The organism is Methylacidimicrobium sp. B4, from assembly GCF_017310545.1.
GTDB lineage: Bacteria > Verrucomicrobiota > Verrucomicrobiia > Methylacidiphilales > Methylacidiphilaceae > Methylacidimicrobium.
On the sequence record NZ_CP066203.1, the window covers coordinates 38128 to 54675 of the forward strand.

The 16548-nt window shown below is 65.7% G+C and carries 9 protein-coding genes; 4 read left to right on the forward strand and 5 right to left on the reverse strand.

Annotation, left to right across the window (positions count from 1 at the left end):
• Positions 1-145 precede the first annotated feature (145 nt).
• Both MacB4_RS00200 and MacB4_RS00205 read left to right on the forward strand, forming a co-directional pair.
• Positions 146-2749 (forward strand): PD-(D/E)XK nuclease family protein, encoded by a 2604-nt coding sequence (locus MacB4_RS00200; RefSeq protein ID WP_206863905.1) that lies wholly within the window; start codon positions 146-148, stop codon positions 2747-2749.
• A 7-nt stretch (positions 2750-2756) separates the two neighbouring features.
• Positions 2757-5936 (forward strand): exodeoxyribonuclease V subunit beta, encoded by a 3180-nt coding sequence (locus tag MacB4_RS00205; protein ID WP_206863906.1) that lies wholly within the window; start codon positions 2757-2759, stop codon positions 5934-5936.
• Between the two features lie 18 nt (positions 5937-5954).
• Here the strand turns inward: MacB4_RS00205 and MacB4_RS00210 are convergent, their stop codons facing one another.
• The 3 genes from MacB4_RS00210 to MacB4_RS00220 are packed head-to-tail and all read right to left on the reverse strand — an operon-like array spanning position 5955 to position 8748.
• Positions 5955-6770 carry a hypothetical protein gene (locus tag MacB4_RS00210; RefSeq protein WP_206863907.1) on the reverse strand — a complete coding sequence of 272 codons (816 nt, stop codon included), beginning with the start codon at positions 6768-6770 and terminating at the stop codon, positions 5955-5957.
• 9 nt (positions 6771-6779) lie between these two features.
• A complete protein-coding gene (locus MacB4_RS00215) occupies positions 6780-8192 on the reverse strand; it encodes an NAD-dependent malic enzyme (protein WP_206863908.1) in 1413 nt (470 codons plus the stop codon).
• Positions 8173-8748, reverse strand: coding sequence for a DUF123 domain-containing protein (locus MacB4_RS00220; RefSeq protein WP_206863909.1), 576 nt, complete (start codon positions 8746-8748; stop codon positions 8173-8175). Before MacB4_RS00220 ends, MacB4_RS00215 begins: the two co-directional genes overlap by 20 nt.
• Positions 8749-8800: 52 nt before the next feature.
• On the opposite strand from MacB4_RS00220, the gene MacB4_RS00225 reads away from it, so the two are divergent.
• Entirely contained in the window at positions 8801-9739 is a 939-nt protein-coding gene (locus MacB4_RS00225) for an ROK family protein (protein ID WP_206863910.1), read from the forward strand.
• 9 nt (positions 9740-9748) lie between these two features.
• Here MacB4_RS00225 and pgi read toward each other — a convergent pair whose 3' ends face one another.
• Complete coding sequence (gene pgi, locus MacB4_RS00230; RefSeq protein ID WP_206863911.1) at positions 9749-11395, reverse strand: glucose-6-phosphate isomerase; 1647 nt, start codon at positions 11393-11395, stop codon at positions 9749-9751.
• A gap of 410 nt (positions 11396-11805) precedes the next feature.
• Between pgi and treY the strand changes: the two genes are divergently transcribed.
• Positions 11806-14598, forward strand: a complete 2793-nt coding sequence (gene treY, locus MacB4_RS00235; RefSeq protein WP_206863912.1) for a malto-oligosyltrehalose synthase — start codon at positions 11806-11808, stop codon at positions 14596-14598.
• 78 nt (positions 14599-14676) lie between these two features.
• Here treY and treZ read toward each other — a convergent pair whose 3' ends face one another.
• Positions 14677-16497: a malto-oligosyltrehalose trehalohydrolase gene (treZ, locus tag MacB4_RS00240; protein WP_206863913.1), complete on the reverse strand. Its 1821-nt coding sequence runs from the start codon at positions 16495-16497 to the stop codon at positions 14677-14679.
• Positions 16498-16548: the final 51 nt, after the last annotated feature.

Sequence of the window (16548 nt, forward strand, 5' to 3'; positions counted from 1 at the left end):
GATGCGTCCGGAGAGGAGCTTTCTCGGGTGGGACCGCCCTCTTGCGGACCAGGTTGCCGAGTGGCTTTTCCAGAGATGCAAGAGGGGCCCGTGGGCCGATCTGTCCCGCTGGCTCCTGATCGTTCCCACGCGGGAGTCGGGAAGGATGCTGAGAGGGGCGCTCTGCCTGCGCAGGCCGGAAGGATTCCTCGCCCCTCGCGTTGTCACTCCCATGGAGCTCTATGGGCGGAACCGAGGCGTGCCTGAACGGTGGGCGGGTCCCACGGCGCGGCTGTTGGCATGGACGCAGCTGCTTCTTTCGGAGCAGGCCGCAGATCGCTCTCTCTTTCCCGGCGGGCCTGCGGAGTCGAATTTTGCCTGGGCCCTGGGCATCTCCCGAAGCCTCTGCCAGGCGCAGGACCTGCTTTCCGAAGGTGGCTTGACCTTTTCCACCGCCCGGGAGGCGGCTGGGCATTTCGAGCCGGAACTTTGGCTCCGGTTGGCGCAATGGGAGGAGCGGTATCGAGCGATCTTGGCAGGCTCGGGCTTGCGGGATCCCATGGAAGGCCGGCTCGAAGCGCTCAAGAAGGGTTGCTGGGATTTCGAGAGCGATTCGGTAATTCTCGTCGGCTGCCCCGATCCCCATCCGCTCGCCTTGCGCCTGCTCCAGGCGGTCTTGCCCGAGCGAGCCTGTTCGGTGTTGATCCATGCCCCCGAAGCGGTCGCCTGCGGCTTCGACGCATGGGGCGTGCCCGATCCGGCCTTTTGGCAGAGCAGGCGCTTGCCGTTTTTGCCCGCCACCCGGATCTATGCGGAGGAGGGGGAGATTGCCCGCCGAACGGCGGATCTGGTGCGCGCCCATCGGTCGCGGGAGGCGGTCACGATCGGCGTCTGTGACCCCCGACTGCTTCCCGATCTGCGCCTCTCTCTGGAGGAAAGCGGAATTCCCGCATTCGATCCAGGCGGCGCTCCCGCCCGTGGGTCGGCCTGGCCTTCCTTGCTCGCCGATCTCCGCGAGCTCCTGCGGGAGAAAAGCATCGGGGCGTTTCGCCGGCTGCTTTGCCACCCCGCGGCAGCTGCCTGGATGGGTCTACCGGAAAACGGAGCTCCCCGTGCGTTCCTGCTCGAAAGGCTCGACCGGGCGGCATCGCGGACGCTGGCGAGGGATTTCGAGGGGGTGGCGCGGCGGGAGCCGGCCCTCGCGCCTTTTGCCGAGAAGGTGAAGCGCTTTCTCTCCGAGGCGCGGGAGGAGCCTCTTGCCACGCTCCGGGTGCTTTTAGAAGAGCTGCTTCGTCAGCAAGGAGGTGGAGAGGGTCTCCGAGCCCTTTCGGACGAGCTGGCGGCCGCGCTAGAGGAGATGGATGCTCTCGGCGGATCGGCGCTACGGCCCTTGGACGCTGCGGAAGCGCTCGATCTTCTCACCGACCGGCTCGCGCGGCCGTCGCTGCCGGAGGAGCGCCCCCAGGAGGCGGTCGAGCTCCGGGGCTGGCTCGAGCTGCTCTGGGACAATGCGCCTCACCTCATCCTGGCCGGCTTTCACGAAGGATCGGTTCCCGAGTCGGTCACCCACGACTTTTTGCTCCCGGCTACTCTGCGCGAGCGGCTCGGCCTGCGAACCAATGCCCAGAGGGAGGCAAGGGATGCCTATCTCTTCGAGGCGCTCGTCGCGCAGCGGAGAGAACGGGGCCGGGTCGATCTGCTGGCCTGCCGCTTCCGCCGGGAGGGGGAGCCTCTTTTCCCCTCGCGCCTTCTCTTCCGCTCTTCTCCCGAGGAGCTGCCCGGCCGCGTGCGGCGTGTGCTGGAGGTGCGCGATTCGCCGCCGCGCGCTCAGCCTGCGGCAAGCGACTCGTTTCGGCTGCAGATCGGCCCATTGCGCTGGGAGGGAGAGAAGAGGCTCTCGATCACGGCCTTGCGGGATTACCTGGCTTGTCCCTTCTTCTTCTTCCTTCGTCGGGTCCGGAGATGGGAAGCGGTCGAGGCGCTACGCGAGGAGCTCGACGCGCGGGAGTTTGGCGCCCTGCTGCACGATGTCCTCTCCGATTTCGGACGCGAGGAAGCCAGGAAGCGGTGCGATCGGAGCGAGGAGATCGAGGAGTGCTTGCGTACTCTTCTCTCCTGCCGCCTTCGGGAGCGCTTCCCCGAGGGATTTCCTTCGGCGGTCGCACTGCAAGCCAAGGCCCTCGAGGGAAGGTTAGCGGGATTCGCGCGTGCGCAGGCCGCCGAGGTGAGGCGAGGGTGGACGATCGTCTCGGTCGAAGAGCCGATTTCGCTTGCGATCGAGGGTTGGGAGATCGAGGGGAGGATCGACCGGGTCGATCGAGATGCGGAGGGGAGAGTGCGCCTCCTCGACTTCAAGAGTGCGGAGCGAGCCCTGAGCCCGAGGCTGGCCCATCTGTGTGCGGCCGCCGGCAGCGACGGCCCGGCACAGGCCCTCTTTGATTGGCGGGGCAAGAGGCTTCGGTGGAGAGATTTGCAGCTCCCCCTCTATGCGGCGGCCTGGCGTCGGAAGAATTCCGGCCTTTCCGATCTCGAGGTCGCCTACTTCGTCCTTCCGAAGGATCGGGCGCAGGCGGGCGTTCGGGAGTGGAAGGAGTGGAGCCGGGAGCTGGAAACCGAAGCGCTCTTGTGTGCTGCCCGGATCTTGCGGGCCATCGAGGAGGGGCGATTCTGGCCGCCGGCCGATTCGCTCGAATGGGAGCGGGAGCCGTGGCGAAGCTGGTTTGACGGTCGTCCCGGGGAGCTGGTCTCCCCACTCCTTGCGTCTGCCTAGGGGGGATGTGACTGGGAACCTTCCGATCGCCCGATGCTGCCTGATTCGCGCTTCCGCCGGAACGGGGAAGACCGAAGCTCTGGCAAGGAGGATCGTCGATCTGCTCCGCGCTGGCGTCGATCCGCACCGGATCGTTGCGGTCACCTTCACGAGAAGGGCCGCTGCCGAAATCCTCGATCGGGTCTTGCTCAAGCTCGTCGAGCAGGCCGAAGCCGACGCGGCAGGCCGGGGGGCAGAGTCCGGTGGCCCCTTCCGCAATGCGCTCGCTTCGCTCCAGGCCTTTCTCACCGATCTGCCCCGGCTGCATCTGCGGACGATCGACAGCCTCTTCCAGCGGATTGTCCGCGTCTGCCCGATGGAGCTGGGGCTGCCCGAAAACTTCACCCTCATGGACGAGCTCGAAGCGGGGGAGTTGCGACGCTCGCTGCTCGCGCAAATGCTCCGGGAGGATGGGAAGGCGGCGGCGACGCTCGCCGAGGCGATCGGCCTGGTCGCCGAGGGAGAGGAGGGGAAGAGCGTCTGGGCCGTTCTCGACCTGTGGATCTCCCGCTTTGGCGATGCATACGCGGAGAGGCCGGAGCGGGAGCGATGGGGGGGAGAGGCGCTCTGCCTGTCGCTCCTTGCCGGCTGCCGGGAGACGGAGGGCGAGCGCCTTTGGGAGGAGCTCGGCCGAAAGCTCGAGATTCTCGACTCTCGGAGGGCTGAGGAATGGGAGAAGCTCCGGCCTCTCCTTTTGGCCTATCGAGGGAGCGGGACGGGGGATCGGGTGATCCAGAACATCTTGGAGAGCTACGATCCCGAATCGGGCTGTGGCGCGGAGTTCTACTTTCAGAGGAAGAAGATCGTCCCGGACCCGGAGATGAGCCGGTTGCTCGGCCGGCTGGCCCGGTTCTGGCTCCAGAACGGCCTGGAAGCCGCCTGCCGACGGACACGCGGGCTCGCCTCGTTCCTGGCCGAGTTCGACGCCCGGTACCAGAGCGCTCTTCGGCGCCAGGGGCGCATCGCCTTCAGCGACGCGCCGAGGCTGCTTCGGGAGCTGGGAGCGACGGGCGGAGGCATGGATCGGGATGCCTGGCTGCGGATCGCCTTTCGGCTCGACTCGCAGTGGGACCATTGGCTCCTCGACGAATTCCAGGACACCAGCCGCGCGCAGTGGCAGGCCCTGCAGCTCTTGGTGGAGGAGACGATTCAGGCCACGGAAGGCGCGAGGACGTTTTTTTGCGTCGGGGACGCGAAGCAGTCGATCTACGGATGGCGGGGAGGGGACCGGAAGCTCTTCGAGGAGATCGCTTCCCGGTATGCCGGCGGCGTCGAGATCGGACGATTGGCGGTTTCCTATCGCTCGCGGCCCGCCGTGATCGACCTGGTCAACCGGGTGTTTGGCGATCCGGCGGTTCTCGAAGAGCTCTACGGAAAGGCGGGGGCTGCTTGGGCGAAGGAGTGGGAGCCCCACGCCTCGGTCTTCGAGGGCGACACCGGCTACAGCGGCTATCTCGAGGCGGGGGCGGGTCCCGAAGAGTCGTTGACGAGCGAGGAAGGGGCCGGGGAGAGCGAGCTGGAGGACGAAGAAGCGCCCGCTTCGCCCGTAGACCGGGCGCTGGCTCGCTTGATGCGCGAAATCATCCGCCCGGCCGAGCGGGGGCTTTCCTGCGCGGTCCTCGTCCAGACCAACGGGTGGGCGCGCCGCCTGGCGAACCGGTTGCGGAAGGAGCGGATCGGCTCGGTCTTCCTGGAAGGGGAAATTTTCCCCGGCGCCGATAATCAACTCGGACGGCTTGTGGCGGCGGCCCTACAGGGCCTCGTCCATCCCGGGGACACGCTCGCCCGAGGGTGGCTGGATTCCTCCCCTCTGGGCGAGCGCTTCCGCCGGGAATGGGAAGAGACCGGTTGGCGCCTCCTCCACGAGAAGGGGTTTGCGGGCGTGGTTGCCGAGGTCCTCGGGCGATTGCCCGCAATTTCAGATGAGTTTGCGAAGGAACGGGCGAGCCTGCTTCGGGAGATGGCGTGCCGGTTCGACCAGTCGGGCTCCCGCGACGTCGAGCGCTTTCTGCGCTTTTGGCGGGAAGAGCCGGTCCGCCTTCCCGAGACGACCGGCAGCGTCCAGGTCATGACGGTCCACAAGGCGAAAGGGTTGGGGTTCGACGTCGTGGTCGTCGCCGAGCTCGATCGTCCCGTCCGCCGGCAGAGTGGCCTTCTCGAGGTGGAGGGTGCGGAAGGGGAGTCGGGGCTGCTCCTGGCTCCCGGGAAGGCGATCGTGGGCAAAATCCCGAAGCTCGCAGAGGCGAGGGCGAAGGCGTGGGAGGAGGAGCTCTTCGAGCGGCTCTGCGTACTCTACGTCGCCTTGACTCGCGCGCGTCGGGAGCTCTATGTCCTCGCAGAGGCTCCGCGGCCCGCACGTCGGGCGGGCTCGGCCGCTCCCACCCACCGGGATCTCTTGCGTCGCGCGCTTGCGGGTGGGGAGCCCCGTCCTCTTTGGGAAAAGAGCGGAATCGACCTCTGGTTCGAGTCCGGCACCCGCGCTGCCCCCGAGCGGGTCGAGTGCCCGCTCCCGGAGGAAGAGTGCGAGGGCCCCGGGTCACTCTCGTTTCCGCCGCGCGCCCTCCGCTCGATCCCGATGGCACCATCGCGGTTCGGGGACGAGGGGGCGGGGGGAGCGTTGAGCCCCGCTCGGGCGGCGGCGCGGGAATGGGGCCGTCGCGTTCATGAGTGGCTCGCCCGGATCGAGAGGGCCGACGAAGTCACTCGAGAGTCCCTGAGGGATGCCGCCGCCTCCGCCCCCGAGGGAGCGGCCCGGGATGCGATTCGGGCAGCACTCGCTTGCCTCGAAAGCGAACCGTGGGAAGAAATTTTTGCTCCGCCGGCCGGCACGGTCATCTGGCGGGAGAAGCCGTTCGATGCCCTCGTGTCGGGCCGCTGGATCAGCGGGATCTTCGACCGGGTCCACCTCTTTTCCGGACCGGACGGCTCGCCCGCGTCCGCAATTCTGTACGACTTCAAGACCGACCGGGAGTCGGGCGAGCGGAGCGAGGAGCGGCTCATCGCCCGCTATCGAGAGCAGATCGGGCTCTATCGGGCGGCGCTGGCCCAGATGACCTCGCTTCCCATCGACCGGGTTCGCGCGATCCTGGTCTGGATCGGGCCGCAGCGCTGGATCGAACTCTCCGATTTGCCGGCCAGGACGGCCTGAAACGCATCCGGCCTCCCCTCACCGATACCAGGCTTGCCAGACGACCCGAAGCGTTCCCAGCAGGGGCGCGGAGGTCGCCTCTCCGAGATTGTGGTAGTACCACCAGATTTTGTTCCCCTCGATCCGATATCCCTTCGGCGTCACCTGAAGGATCTTGTTGGCAAGAAACTGCGGGAAAGCGGTAGAAGGGGGAGATCCGGGCCCGGCCTGGGGAGAGAGCCCGAACGCCGGGCTATTCCCCTCGTGGACCAGGTAGGCGCTGAAAAGGCGGCCCAGGTCGACGACGATCCAGTAGTTGATGACCGGCGGCTTCCAGCCGGTGGGTTGGATCAGGTCCTCGAACGAATCGATCTTCTCTTTCGGATCGACGGGAAGCACCTGCTGCAGAGACTCGATTTCCACGCGAACCCTCTGCCCGCTAGGGAAATGGAGGGGGACCCAGTAGCGGTTCTCCCGCTTCTCCACCGGAATCGGGACGCCGTTGGCCTTCGCGCGGAAATCGAGGTAGGGAAGGTGGGCCGGCTCCTGCTGAAAGAGGGAGATCTCCCCCGCCGGACCCCAGTTGACACATTCCCAGACGCCTTGATAACGGATCTGGGGATGAACCGCCTCGCCGGGACGGGTCGGTGCGGAGAGGAGGAGGGAGTAGTAGCGCCGGACGCTGACGAGCTGCACCGGGGGATTGGCCGCCGGGGCCGAGGCGCCCGAGAGCCCCAAGAAGAGGACGGTGGACAGGAGGAGAAGTCGACCGGCAAAGGAACCCGCCCGCTGGGAGGCCGTTGTGGCTCGCTGGGGAATCTTTCGCCCGTTTTTCCCCAAGATGGGTGTTTTCAATCCAGGATCTCAGGCGCGAGCGACTCCGTCCTTCTCCGCTGCCTGCGCTACCGCCTGGGCCACCTGCTTCGTCACGTCTCGATTGAACACGCTCGGGATGATGTATTCGGGGGCGGCAGCCGATGGGGGAATGCACGAGGCGATCGCTTCGGCCGCCGCAAGCTTCATCCCTTCCGTGATCCGGGAGGCGCGCACGGAGAGGGCACCCTGAAAGATCCCGGGGAAGGCCAGGACGTTGTTGATCTGGTTGGGATAATCGCTTCGCCCCGTGGCCACGATCTGCGCATATTGAGCGGCTTCCTCCGGCATGACCTCGGGAGTCGGGTTGGCCAGGGCGAAGACGGTTCGCGGCTCGGTCATTCCCCGCAGGTCCTCGCCGGAGATGCGGCCGCCGGCGGAGACGCCGATGAAGACATCGGCTCCATGGAGGGCGTCTCGCACCGTCCCCGGAATGCCGTCCGGATTGGTGTGCGCCACCAGCCACTGTTTGATGGGCGTGAGATTCGATCGGCCAGAATGAAGGGTTCCGCTCCGATCGCAAACGACGATCTTCCGGCAGCCAACCTTGAGAAGCATCTTGGCCACTGCGACGCCGGCCGCCCCCGCACCCAGGATGACGTAGCGTTGTGCGGGCAACTCCCGTCCGAGCAGGCGGGCGCTGTTGATCAGCGCGGCGAGCACCACGATGGCCGTGCCATGCTGATCGTCATGGAAGACGGGGATATCTACCCGCTCCTGGAGCTTCTCCTCGATTTCGAAGCAGCGGGGCGCGGAGATGTCCTCCAGGTTGATGCCTCCGAAGCCGACGGCGATGCGGGCGATGGTGTCGACGATCTCCTCCGTCTCCCGCGCGCCGAGGCAGATGGGGTAGGCGTGGACCTGGCCGAATTCGCGGAAGAGCATCGCCTTCCCCTCCATGACCGGCATGGCGGCTGCGGGCCCGATATCCCCAAGGCCGAGGACCGCGGAACCATCGCTCACCACGGCCACCGAGCTGCTCTTGATCGTCAGCTCGTAGACGAGCTCGGGGCGGGCGGCAATCGCTTCGCACACGCGGGCGACCCCGGGCGTGTAGGCCATCGACAAGGTATCGCGGTTGGTCAGGGGGATCTTGTTCTCGACAAGGATCTTGCCGCCTTGGTGAAGCAAGAAGACACGGTCAGATGCGGCCAGGACCGTGACCTGCGGCAGCTGGGCGACTTTCTCCTCGAGCTCCTTCGCATGCTCCTCGCTCCTCGCATTGACGGTGATCTCCCGGATCATCTGGCCCGATTGGACCGAGACGATGTCCATCGCTCCGAGATCCCCCCCATTGTCACTGAGCACGCGAACGACGGCCGCCAACATCCCGATCTTGTTGGGATAGGAAAGGCGCAGAAGGAAGCTGTGGCTGGCGGATGGATTAAGGGATTCCGGCTTCATGAGGCAAGGTCTCCAAGAGGAACAAAATAGCCTCTTTTACGGCTTGCCGTTCTTTGGCGCACGTTCTTTCTTGCTCCGGGCTTGCCGGCGGGAGAGACGGGCGGGGCCTGGTCGAGAGCAAGACCAAGTGGGCGGGGCAGTTGCGCCGGCAGTCCGAGGCACCGAATCCGGGTACCGGGAAGGAGGCGTTCGGCAGCTGGCCGAGCCGCTGGCTCCAGCCACATTCCCGAGGGGGGTCTCCGATTGCGAAGGCGAGGGCCATCGGTCGCGCGTAGCGGAGCAGGAAGTCGACATGCCAGCGCAGCGTGGTACTTGCGCGTAGATGGCGGGTGAGGCGCCCGCGAATCCCTCCCGGTCCGCAGGCCGACCCGCAGTAGGCATAGATGCCCCGGCTCAGGGCAAAGGAGCCGAGGCCGCCGACCGGCAGCCTCCTCTGGCTGCGGAGCAGAGCGAGCACGAGCAGGTAACTTCCGGGATCGCGTGGAAGGCTTGTTCTGTCTCCAAGCCGGCCCGCTGCGTCGAGCCAGATCCAGGTCAGGGTCGGGGAGGCTGCCATCGAGGCAAAGCTTGGAAGCGATCGGGGAAAGTCGCAAGATCCGACTCCGGCCATGAGCAATCCACCGCGGGTTCGTGTGGGCGTCGACCTGGGGGGGACCAAGATCGAGATCCTCGCCCTGGATCGGGAAGAAAGAGAGCGGGTTCGCCGGCGGATTCCCACCCCGACGGGAGGATACGAGGCGATTCTCGAAGCGGTGCGTTGGCTCGTGAAAGGAGTCGAAGAAGAGCTGGGCCTGGCGGGAGTGCCCATCGGGGTCGCTTCGCCCGGGACGTTGTCGGAACCTGGCGGCCTGCTCAAGAACTCCAACACCGTCTGCCTGTGCGGCCGGGCGCTCCGAGCCGACCTGGAGCGGTGCCTGGCCCGGCCCGTCCGTGTCGCCAACGATGCCAACTGCTTTGCCCTCTCCGAGGCCTCCGACGGCGCGGCGAAGGGGGAGGCCGTCGTCTTCGGCGTCATTTTAGGCACGGGGGTGGGGGGGGGTGTCGTGATCGAGGGCAAGATTCTTTCCGGCGCCAACGGGATCGCGGGAGAGTGGGGGCACAACCCGCTGCCTTGGCCCCAGGCCGAAGAGCTTCCCGGTCCGGAATGCTACTGTGGGAAGCGAGGATGCCTCGAAACCTTCCTTTCCGGTCCCGGATTGGCGTCGGATTACCAGAGGGTGGCCGGGTTGCGGCTCAAGCCAGAAGAGATCGTCGGGCGCGCCGCCGCCGGGGACCCGAGCTGCGAGGCGGCGCTCCAGCGCTACGAGGATCGACTGGCTCGGGGGCTCGCCCACGTGATCAATCTGCTCGATCCGGGAGTGATCGTCCTGGGAGGGGGGCTTTCGAACGTCGAGCGGCTCTATCGCCGCATTCCCCGTCTCTGGAGCCGATGGGTCTTCTCGGACCGGGTCCTGACGAAGCTTGCCGCCCCGCGTCACGGCGACTCGAGCGGGGTACGGGGCGCGGCCCGGTTGTGGGAGGCGGGCGATCCCTCGTCCCCGAGATAGCGCCACGGCTCAGAGCCGGGCGCGCACGAGGCGGAGGAGACGCTCGGTCGACGAATCGTGAGGCTTGCGGGCGGGCTCCCCGCTCAGCTCGGGCAGGAGGATCTGGGCGAGCTGCTTGCCGAGCTCGACCCCCCACTGGTCGAAGGAGTCGATGTTCCAGATCGTCCCCTGGACGAAGATCTTGTGTTCGTAGAGAGCGATCAGGCTGCCGAGCGTGCGGGGGGTCAGCTGGCGAAAGAGGAAGGTGTTGGAAGGCCGGTTGCCTTCGAACGTCCGGTGGGGGATGAGCCGGGCGATATCGTCGGCGGCCAGTCCGGCCGCCTCCATCTCCTCGCGCACCTCGTCCGCGGTCTTTCCCCGAAGGAGCGCCTCGGTTTGCGCCAGGCAGTTGGCCAGCAGCATCCGGTGGTGCTCGTCGGAGGGTCCCAGGGGGTTGTGGCTCCGGGCGGGCACGAGGAAATCGGCGGGGACGAGCTTGGTCCCCTGGTGGAGGAGCTGGAAAAAGGCGTGCTGCCCGTTGGTTCCCGGAGCGCCCCAGAGGATCGGACCCGTGGTTGTGGCCACGGGCGAGCCATCCTTCTGGACGTGCTTCCCGTTGCTCTCCATGTCGGCCTGCTGCAGGTAGGCCGGGAGAAAGGCGAGGTACTGGTCGTAGGGAAAGACCGCGTGGGTCGATGCCTGGAAAAAGTTGTTATACCAGAGGCCCAGAAGGCCCATGAGGACCGGGATGTTCTCTTCCAGAGGCGCGGTGCGGAAGTGCTCGTCCACGACGTGCGCTCCGGCCAGGAGCTCCTCGAAATGGTCCATGCCGATGGCGAGCACGATCGAGAGGCCGATTGCGGACCAGAGGGAGTAGCGACCACCGACCCAATCCCAGAAGGGGAACATGTTCCTCTTGTCGATCCCGAACGCGACGACCGCCTTTTCGTTGGTCGAGATCGCGACGAAATGCTTGGCCACCGCTGCGGGATCCTTCGCCCGCTCAAGGAACCAGGCGCGGGCCGACCGGGCGTTGGTGAGCGTCTCGAGCGTTCCGAAGGTCTTCGAGGAGATGAGAAAGAGCGTCGTCTCCGGATTGAGGCCCCGAAGGGCTTCGACCAGGTGCGTTCCGTCGATGTTGGAGACAAAGTGGAGCCGAAGCGAGGAGTGGTAGGGTCGAAGAGCCTCGGTCACCATGACCGGCCCCAGGTCGGATCCGCCGATGCCGATGTTCACGACGTCGCGGATCGGCTCTCCGGTGTAGCCGCGCCAACGTCCCCCGCGGACGGCTTCGCTGAACTCCCTCATCTGGTCAAGGACGGCATGCACCTCGGGCATCACATCCTTCCCGTCGACGAGGAGCGAGCTTCCCCGAGGCTTGCGGAGGGCGGTATGGAGAACCGCGCGCCGCTCGGACACATTGATCTTCTCGCCTGCAAACATCTTCTCGATCCAGAGGGGCAGCTCCGCCTCTCGGGCGAGCTCCAGCAGAAGGGCGAGGGTTTCCCTCGTGATCCGATTCTTGGAATAGTCGAAGACGATCTCCTCCAGGGAAAGGGAGAACCTTTCGGATCGCCCGGGATCTTCCCGGAAGAGATCGCGCAGATGGAGCGGACGGATCCTGGCGTAGTGTTCCTCTAGCTTGCGCCAGGCGGGCAAGGTGGTGGGAGAGCTCATAGGGTGTGCGTAGTGGAAGGAGCCGGACAGGTTTTCCGATTCGCAGATGGGGCGGGCTCGAACCATTCTCTCCGAGCCGGTCGACTCTCGTATAAAGGAGCCGATAAGACCTCTCAGTAACAGGCCGAGTCGGCCGGGCGCAAGCCGATTCGGTCGGGGCGCTGGGACAAAAACGGGGGGCCTTGCTTTCGGGGAGCGGCTTTGCCATGCTTTCGGGTGAGTGGACGGGCGAGGAGGAGGAACGGTTCTTTGGCTTGGCCCGGCCGGCCTTCTGCGGGCGCCTGCGGTCGTCTTCCCGGCTCTGTCATCGTCAAAGGCGGCGAAACCCTTGGCCGAGAGGGGCGGGAGTGCGGATCCGCCAGAACGCGAGCCTGGTTGCTTTGGGATGAGTTAGGCCCGAGTGGCACGAGATGCGCATTCCTGTATCCACTTACCGCGTTCAGCTACGGAAAGAGCTAGGATTTGGCTCGCTCGAGCCGGTCATCGCCTACCTCGACAAGCTCGGCATCGGGGATATCTACGCTTCGCCGATCACGCGGGCGCGGACCGGCAGCAGCCATGGCTACGATGTCGTCGACCCTGGGGAGCTCAATCCGGAGCTGGGCTCCGCCGAATCCTTTGCCCGCCTCATGGAGAACGTCCACGGCCGGGGGATGGGATGGCTCCAGGACGTAGTTCCCAACCACATGGCCTACGACAAGGAAAACCGCTTCTTGATGGACGTCTTCGAGAACGGCCCTCATTCCGAGTTTTACGAATTCTTCGACATCGAGTGGAACCATCCCTATCCGACGCTGCGGGGCCGGGTGCTCGCCCCGTTTCTCGGGCCCCACTACGGCGAGGCGCTCCAAAAGGGGGAGATCCGCTTGTCCTTCGAGCGAGGCACCTTCTGGGTCTCCTATTTCGATCACCGCTTCCCCCTCCGCATCGAAAGCTACGAGACGGTGCTGGCGCAAGTGCAGCAGCAGATCCGCAACCGCCTGGAGCGCCGGGATCCCGACTATCTCAAGCTTCTCGGAGTGATCTACACCGTGCGCAACCTCGACTCGGCGGAGAGTCGAGAGGAGAGAGCCGATCAGGTGACCTTCGTCAAAGGGGTCCTGGAAGAGCTCTATCAAAAGAACGGCTTCATTCGGAGCTCGGTCGATCGGAGCCTGGCCCGGATCTCCCCTGCGGTGCCAACCGAGCAGTCGCTGGCACTTCTGGATCAGCTGCTCTCCGAGCAGCACTTCCGCTTCGCCCACTGGCGAGTGGCTTCCGAGGAGATCAACTACCGGCGATTCTTCACGGTCAACGATCTCATCTCGGTCCGCATCGAGCGGGAGGAGGTCTTTGCCCGAGTCCATCGCCTGATTCGGCGCCTGGTCGCCGAAGGGAAGATTACCGGGCTTCGCATCGATCACATCGACGGGCTCTACCGTCCTCGCGCCTACCTCGAAACCCTGCGGAAAGCGCTCCCCGAGACCTATACGGTGGTGGAGAAGATCCTCGGGTTTGGCCGAGAAGAGCTGCCGAAGGATTGGCCGGTGGAAGGCACGACCGGATACGACTTCCTGGCGATGGTGACGCAGCTCTTCTGCCCGACGAGGAGCGCCGCCGCATGGACACGCTGCTACGAGGATTTCCTCCGGCTCGAGCAGAATTACGACCGGCTCTTGCGCGAAAAGAAGCGGTTTGTGATCGGCCGCCGCTTGGCGGGGGATCTCGAACGAATCGCCCTGATGATGCACTCCCTCTGCGCCCGTCTCTGGTTTGGCCCGGACGTGACGATCTATGCGGTTCGCAGGGCTCTGGTCGAAGTGCTTTCCTGCTTTCCGGTCTACCGCTCGTATGTCGATGCGGAGGGAGCGGGCGCGGAGGATCGGAAGTGGATCGACGAGGCGATCCAGACCGCGGAAGAGAACCTGCCGCAGCTCACGACCGAGCTCGAGTTCATCCGTCGCTTCCTCCTCGGCGAGATGCCTCACGAGCTCGCCGAGGAGGATCGGAAGCAGGCGCTCGACTTCGTCCTCCGTTTTCAGCAGCTGAGCGGTCCTCTGATGGCGAAGGGATTGGAGGATTGCCAGTTCTACGTCTTCAACCGGCTCCTTTCCCTCAACGAGGTCGGCAGCGACCCCTCGCGCTTCGGGATCGAAGCGGAGGAGCTGCACCGCTTTCTCCAAGGGCGCTGGCTCCGCTGGCCCCACACCCTCAACGCGACCATGACGCATGACGCGAAGCGCGGAGAGGATGCGCGCGCCCGCTTGAACGTGCTGGCTGAGCTTCCCGAGGAGTGGGAGACCCTTCTCTTGCGTTGGAGCAAGATCAATGCGGGAAGGAAGACGAGGATTGGCGATCTTCCCGTTCCCGACGCCAATGCGGAGTATCTCATCTACCAGGCACTCCTCGGAGGTTGGCCGTGGAAGAGCGAGGAGAGGGAGGAGTTCCGCGAGCGCTTCAAAGCCTACTTCATCAAGGCGAGCCGGGAGGCGCGGAGCTTCTCGGGTTGGCAGAAGCCAAACCGGCTCTACGAGGAGCAGTGCTGCGCCTTCATCGATCGGATTCTCGATGGGAAGGAGGGAAGGGAGTTCCTTGCGGCCTTTCTCCCGTTTCAGCAGAGGATCGCCCGCTATGGCGTGTGCAACGCGCTTTCGCAGGTCGTCCTCAAAGTGGCGGCACCCGGCGTTCCCGACTTTTACCAAGGAACGGAGCTGTGGGATCTCTCCTTCGTCGATCCCGACAACCGCAGGCCGGTCGACTTCGAGCTGCGGCGCTCGATGCTGGCCGAGATCGAGCGGGAAGCGCATCGGCCGGATTACCGGGGAGCGCTTCTGGCGCAGCCGGAAGACGGGAAGATCAAGCTCTTCGTCACCCACAAGGCGCTTCAGGCCCGTCGGCTCGCTCCGGAGCTCTTTCGCTCCGGGAGCTACGAGCCGCTCTCCTTTTCGGGAACGAAGGCCGAGCATGCCTTCGGCTTTCGCCGCTCCTGGGGGACGCAGCACCTGATTGCGATCGTTCCTCGCTTCGTTACGGCGCTCTCCTCTCCCCACGAGGCGCCGGTCGGCCCGGCGATCTGGGAGGACACCTCGGCCTTGCTTCCCGAGTCACTCACCGCTTCCTGGCGCTGCGCCTTCACCGGAAGCCCTCGCCATTGGGAGGGACGGGTGCCGCTCTCCGAGGCGATGGCCGAGCTTCCCGTTGCGCTCTGGATTTCGGAGGCCTGATCGCTCGGGCCTCATTGCGTCGGGGCAGGCGCAGTGGAAACAATGGATAGATCTTGGAAAAGACCGGGTTCCAAAGCGTCATTCCGTCGCGTAGAGCACGACGCTGCGAGGGGCGAGGATGAGGCGGCTTCCGGGCTCCAGGTGACTCGGAGCGATCGTGGCCGTCCCGAGCCAGCGCGCTTCCTCGCTGTCAAAACGCTTTTCAGCGGGGAGGAACTCGTCTTCGATCCCGACCGGCTGCGCCGCGGGAGAAAAGTTGAAGAACAGATCGGCGCGCGCCGCGGAGCTCCGGCGCCGGAAGCGGAGGAGGCCCGTCGCTTCGTCGGCCTCGGCGGTGACCTCGACCGATTCCCGGGGCTGGAGGATGGGAAAACGCCCGCGCAGGGCGAGAAGCTCCCGGTGGAGCTCCCAGAGCACACCGTGGCTCTCGGCGTGACGGCGCTCCCATTCGAGGATGGCCGAGGAAAAGGTCGTCTCCGCTGCGGGGTCGGGGATCTCCACCCCCGTCACGTCGTGGAAGGCGGCAAACTCCCGCCTGCGACCGCTCCGCACGGCTTCCCGAAGCTCTGGATCTTCGTGGTCGACGAAGTAAGGGAAGGGGCGGCGCTCTCCGTACTCCTCGCCCATGAAGAGGAGGGGGAGGAAGCCCGAAAGCAGGAGGGCGGCAGCAGCGATCTTTTGGGAAGGGAAATCGACCAGATTCGAGAGCCGATCCCCATGCGCCCGATTGCCGACCTGGTCGTGATTTTGGGCAAAGACCACGAGCTGATGCCGCTCGATCCCTTCGGGAGGGGCGCCATGGCGTCGCTGCCGGTAGGCGGAGAATCGTCCATCGAGCACATATCCTTGGGACAAGGATTGGGCGAGATCGCTCACACCCTGGAAGTCGACATAGTAGGCGTGCTTCTCTCCGGTCAGCAGGCTGTGGAGCGCATGGTGGAAGTCGTCACACCACTGCGCGGGCAGGCCTAGGCCTGCCGGACGGGGTCGAACCAGGCGCGGGTCGTTGCGGTCGGTCTCGGCGAAGAGGACGAGCGGCCTGCCAAGCTCTCTCTCCCATTCGCGTGTCCGCAGAGCGAGCTCCTCGAGGAACGGGAAGGCCGATTCGTCATGAATGGCGTGCACCGCATCGAGCCGGAGGGCGTCGATGTGGAATTCGGCAAACCAGCGACGCGCATTCTCGAGAAAGTAGCTCCGGACCTCGTCGCTCCCGGCTCCGTCGAAGTTGATCGCAGCTCCCCAGGGTGTGCGGTAGCTGTCGGTGAAATAGGGGCCAAACTGGGCGAGATAGTTGCCCTCGGGCCCCAGATGGTTGTAGACCACATCGAGGACCACCGCGAGCCCGGCCTCGTGGCAGCCGTTGACCAGTGTCTTGAGGCCGCGGATGCCGCCGTAGGAGGCCTGCACCGCGAAGGGGTAGACGCCGTCATAGCCCCAGTTGCGCCTGCCGGGGAACTGGGCGAGGGGCATGAGCTCGATCGCGCGAATCCCCAGCTCGCGCAGTTCCGGAAGCCTGGGAAGAATGGCGGCAAAGCTCCCTTCCGGCGTAAAGGTGCCGACATGGAGCTCGTAGAGGACGTAGTCGGGCAGCTCGAGCCCTCGCCAGGAGGAATCGTTCCAGGGAAAGGCCTCGTCCACGACCTCCGAAGGGCCGTGTACCCCTTGGGGTTGGCACCGGCTCGCGGGATCCGGAAATTCGCGCTCGCCCTCGAGCCGATAGCGGTAGAGCCACCCGGGCCCAGCTTCGGGCAGGGTGACCGTCCAGTAGCCGGCGCTCTCCTTCTCCATCGGGTGGAGGCGTTGGACCGGCTCGACGAGGGAAAGCTCGCAGCGAGAAGGGTTAGGCGCCCAGACGCAGAAATGGCATCCGTCCCGGGTGAGAAAGGCTCCTGGCTTCATGCGTCCTGCTGTGGTTGGGGTGCCCTCTTCCCTGTCCCGGCGGGGTCTCTC

Coding starts and splice junctions, on each gene's coding strand:
- MacB4_RS00200 (WP_206863905.1), top strand. CDS start 146: ATGCTGAGAGGGGCGCTCTGCCTGCGCAGGCCGGAAGGATTCCTCGCC.
- MacB4_RS00215 (WP_206863908.1), bottom strand. CDS start 8,192: ATGAAGCCGGAATCCCTTAATCCATCCGCCAGCCACAGCTTCCTTCTG.
- MacB4_RS00220 (WP_206863909.1), bottom strand. CDS start 8,748: ATGGCAGCCTCCCCGACCCTGACCTGGATCTGGCTCGACGCAGCGGGC.
- MacB4_RS00225 (WP_206863910.1), top strand. CDS start 8,801: ATGAGCAATCCACCGCGGGTTCGTGTGGGCGTCGACCTGGGGGGGACC.
- pgi (WP_206863911.1), bottom strand. CDS start 11,395: ATGAGCTCTCCCACCACCTTGCCCGCCTGGCGCAAGCTAGAGGAACAC.
- treY (WP_206863912.1), top strand. CDS start 11,806: ATGCGCATTCCTGTATCCACTTACCGCGTTCAGCTACGGAAAGAGCTA.
- treZ (WP_206863913.1), bottom strand. CDS start 16,497: ATGAAGCCAGGAGCCTTTCTCACCCGGGACGGATGCCATTTCTGCGTC.